The organism is Stenotrophomonas sp. HMWF003, from assembly GCF_003061285.1.
In the GTDB taxonomy this organism is placed as follows: domain Bacteria; phylum Pseudomonadota; class Gammaproteobacteria; order Xanthomonadales; family Xanthomonadaceae; genus Stenotrophomonas; species Stenotrophomonas maltophilia_AP.
This window is the reverse complement of record NZ_QAIW01000426.1, coordinates 3,862-7,848: the sequence shown is the minus strand read 5'-3', so window position 1 is coordinate 7,848 and position 3,987 is coordinate 3,862. Positions and strand designations below refer to the sequence as shown.

General features: G+C 67.1%; 5 protein-coding genes. All 5 read left to right on the top strand.

The features are described from left to right. Positions 1–535, top strand: a 535-nt coding sequence (locus tag DBR34_RS23945; protein ID WP_258224109.1) for a peptidase dimerization domain-containing protein, incomplete at its 5' end; no start/stop codon positions are given. Between the two features lie 73 nt (positions 536–608). Beyond that, on the top strand, positions 609–1,934 hold the full coding sequence (locus DBR34_RS18315) for an acetylglutamate kinase (protein ID WP_128097839.1): 1,326 nt from the start codon (positions 609–611) through the stop codon (positions 1,932–1,934). Positions 1,935–1,939: 5 nt separating this feature from the next. Then, on the top strand, positions 1,940–2,539 hold the full coding sequence (locus DBR34_RS18310) for a GNAT family protein (protein ID WP_128097838.1): 600 nt from the start codon (positions 1,940–1,942) through the stop codon (positions 2,537–2,539). After that, positions 2,536–3,492 (top strand): N-acetyl-gamma-glutamyl-phosphate reductase, encoded by a 957-nt coding sequence (gene argC, locus DBR34_RS18305; protein WP_128097837.1) that lies wholly within the window; start codon positions 2,536–2,538, stop codon positions 3,490–3,492. The genes DBR34_RS18310 and argC overlap by 4 nt, the downstream gene beginning before the upstream one ends. 71 nt (positions 3,493–3,563) lie before the next feature. Continuing rightward, positions 3,564–3,987: lyase family protein (locus DBR34_RS23940; RefSeq protein WP_258224108.1), on the top strand; the 424-nt coding region annotated here is incomplete at its 3' end.

Sequence of the window (3,987 nt, the reverse complement as noted above, 5' to 3'; positions counted from 1 at the left end):
GTCCAGCGCGCTTCACCAGGCCATGCGCTGGGGCAACCGCGCGCTGGACCATGTGGAATCACTGGCCCATGCACGCTTCGGTGGGCTGACCGGCCTGCGCTTCAACATCGGCCGGGTCGAAGGCGGGATCAAGGCCAACATGATCGCGCCCGCCGCCGAAGTACGGTTCGGCTTCCGCCCGTTGCCGTCGATGGACATCGATGCGCTGCTGGCTACCTTCGCCGGGTTCGCCGAGCCGGCCGCCGCGCAGTTCACCGAAACCTTCCGCGGCCCCAGTTTCCCGGCCGGCGACATCGCCGAAGCGGAAAACCGCCGCCTGGCCGCGCGCGACGTGGCCGATGCGCTGGATATTCCGATCGGCAACGCGGTGGACTTCTGGACCGAGGCCTCGCTGTTCTCGGCCGGCGGCTACACCACGCTGGTGTACGGCCCGGGCGACATCGCCCAGGCCCACACCGCCGATGAGTTCGTGACGCTGGAGCAGCTGCAGCGTTACACCGAATCCGTGCACCGCATCATCGCGCACGGCGCCTGATCGAATGACGCCGTCGTGGCCTCCCACTGACGGACCTCCCATCGCGGCCCCGGCCGCCTGTGACGATACCGAAATGCCTTCTTCCCAGCCCCACCGCCAGACCCGCCAGACCATCGTGCGCCTGCTTTCCAGCATGGCCAGCGCGAAGGAGATCAGCCAGTACCTCAAGCGTTTCTCGCAGCTGGACGCCAAGCGCTTCGCCGTGGTCAAGGTCGGCGGCGCGGTGCTGCGCGACGACCTGGACGCGCTGACCTCCTCGCTGTCGTTCCTGCAGGAAGTCGGGCTGACCCCGATCGTGCTGCATGGCGCCGGCCCGCAGCTGGACGCCGAACTGTCGGCGGCCGGCATCGTCAAGGAAACCGTCAACGGCCTGCGCGTGACCTCGCCGGAAGGCCTGGCGATCGTGCGCCGGGTGTTCCAGGCCTCCAACCTGCAGCTGGTTGAAGCGCTGCAGCAGAATGGCGCGCGCGCCACCTCGATCACCGGCGGCGTGTTCGAAGCCGAGTACATGGACCAGGCCACCTATGGCCTGGTGGGCGAGGTGAAGAAGGTCAATCTCGCGCCGATCGAAGCCAGCCTGCGCGCCGGCTCGATTCCGGTGATCACCAGCCTGGGTGAGACCCGCTGCGGGCAGATCCTCAACGTCAACGCTGATTTTGCCGCCAACGAACTGGTGCAGGAACTGCAGCCGTACAAGATCATCTTCCTCACCGGCACCGGCGGCCTGCTCGACGAAGAGGGCAAGGTGATCGACTCGATCAACCTGTCCACCGAGTACGACCAGCTGATGCAGCAGCCGTGGATTCACGGCGGCATGCGGGTGAAGATCGAACAGATCAAGGACTTGCTGGACCGGTTGCCGCTGGAGTCGTCGGTGTCGATCACCCGGCCGTCGGACCTGGCCAAGGAACTGTTCACCCACAAGGGTTCGGGCACGCTGGTGCGCAAGGGCGAAAAGGTGCTGCGCGCCACGTCGTGGGACGCACTGGACCTGCCGCGCCTGAAAGGCCTGATCGAATCCAGCTTCGGCCGCACCCTGGTGCCGGATTACTTTGAAAAGACCAAGCTGCTGCGCGCCTATGTCAGCGAGAACTACCGCGCCGCGGTGATCCTCACCGACGAGGCCGAAGGTGTGTACCTGGACAAGTTCGCGGTGCTCGACGACGCGCAGGGTGAAGGCCTGGGCCGCGCGGTGTGGAACGTGATGCTGGAGGAAACCCCGCAGCTGTTCTGGCGCTCGCGCAACGGCAACCCGATCAACCACTTCTACTACGCCGAGTCCGATGGCTGCTACAAGCAGGGCACCTGGAAGGTGTTCTGGTTTGGCGCCGACGGCTTCGAGCGCATCCGTACCTACGTTGAACACTGCGCCCTGCGCACCCCGAGCCTGGAGGGCTGAACCCGATGAATCACGCCGATTGGACCAAGGTGCCCACGCTGGCCGGCACCCACGCCAGGCTGGAGCCGCTGCAGATGGCGCACATCGACGGTCTGCGCGGCGCGCTGGGCGACGGTACGCTGTCCAATCTCTGGTACACCCAGGTGCCCAGCGCCAAGACCATGACCGGCTACGTGCAGGCCGCGCTGCAGGCCCAGGCCGACGGCAAGGTGCTGCCGTTCGTGGTGCTCAACGCGGCCGATGAGGTCGTGGGCACCACCCGCTACTACGCGATGGAAGAAGAGGTGCCGCGCCTGAGCATCGGCTACACCTGGTACGGTCAGGACGCGCAGCGCACCGGCATCAACACCGAGACCAAGCTGATGCTGCTCACCCATGCCTTCGAACGGCTGGCGTGCCTGAGCGTGGTGTTTGAAACCAGCTGGTTCAACTTCGCCTCGCGCACCGCGATCGCGCGGCTGGGCGCCAAGCAGGACGGCGTGCTGCGCAACCACAAGCGCCATCCCGACGGCACCCCGCGCGACACCGTCATCTTCTCCATCATCGACGCGGAATGGCAGGGCGTGAAGCGCCACCTGCAGCACCGCCTGGACGCACACGCATGAGCAGTTCCCCCTCGTACACCGTCGGCATCGTCGGCGCCCGTGGCCACACCGGCGCCGAGCTGATCAAGCTGATTGCCGCGCACCCGAACCTGCAGCTGGGCTTTGTGTCCTCGCGCGAGCTGGCCGGGCAGCGGGTGAGCGATCACCACGCCGACTGGCACGGTGACCTGCACTTCGAGAACCTCGATGCCGACGCGGTCGCCGCCAAGGGCATGGACGCAGTGATCCTGGCGCTGCCCAACGGGCTGGCCGCGCCGTTCGTCACCGCGCTGGACGCGGCCCGGCCGGACACGGTGATCGTGGACCTGTCGGCCGACCATCGCTTCGAGCCGAGCTGGTACTACGGCCTGCCCGAATTGACCCGGGGCGACTACCTGGGCCAGAAGCACATCAGCAACCCGGGCTGCTACGCCACCGCGATGCAGCTGGCGATCAGCCCGTTGCTGACTCAGCTGGCCGGCCCGCCGCAGTGCTTCGGCGTGTCCGGGTATTCGGGCGCCGGCACCACCCCGTCGGACAAGAACAACCCGGAACTGCTGCGCGACAACCTGATGCCGTACGCGCTCACCAACCACATGCACGAGCGCGAAGTCACCGCGCACCTGCGCGTGCCGGTGGAGTTCATGCCGCACGTGGCACCGCATTTCCGCGGCATCACCATGACCGTCAACCTGTGGCTGAACACCCCGGTCAAGCGCGAGGACGTGATCGCGCAGTACCGGCAGTACTACGCCAACGAAGCGCTGATCGAGGTGATCGACGAGGCGCCGTGGGTCAGCCAGATCGCCGGCCGCCATGGCGTGCAGATCGGGGGCTTCGACGTGGCCCCGGGCGGGAAGCGGGTCGTGGTTGTCGCCACCCTGGACAACCTGCTCAAGGGCGCGGCCACCCAGGCCATCCAGAACCTCAACCTGGCGCTGGGCCTGGACGAACTGGCCGCGATCCCGCACTGAACCCTTTCCGGCGCGCACCGGCAGCGGTGCGCGCACAACCCGGCGGAGCGATTCCGCCAACGGAGCAAGACATGGCAGACCTTCTGTGGCAGAAGCCGGGCGTCGCCGTCGACGCCAAGATCCAGACCTTCCTGGCGGGCGATGACGTGATCCTGGATCGCGAGTTCTTCCTGTATGACGTGGCCGCCAGCAAGGCGCACGCGCAGGGCCTGCAGCACATCGGCATCCTGTCCGGCGACGAGCTGGATGGCCTGCTGCGCGAGCTGGACGTGCTGGGCGCCGATTTCCGCAGCGGTGCCTTCGTGCTGGATGAGCGCTTCGAGGATTGCCATTCGGCGATCGAAGCCCGCCTGACCGAGCGCCTGGGCGATGCCGGCCGCAAGATCCACACTGGCCGCAGCCGCAACGACCAGATCCTGGTGGCGACCCGCCTGTGGTTGAAGGACAAGCTGCTGCACGTGGCCGGCCTGAGCCGGGAGATCGCCAAGGTGGCGC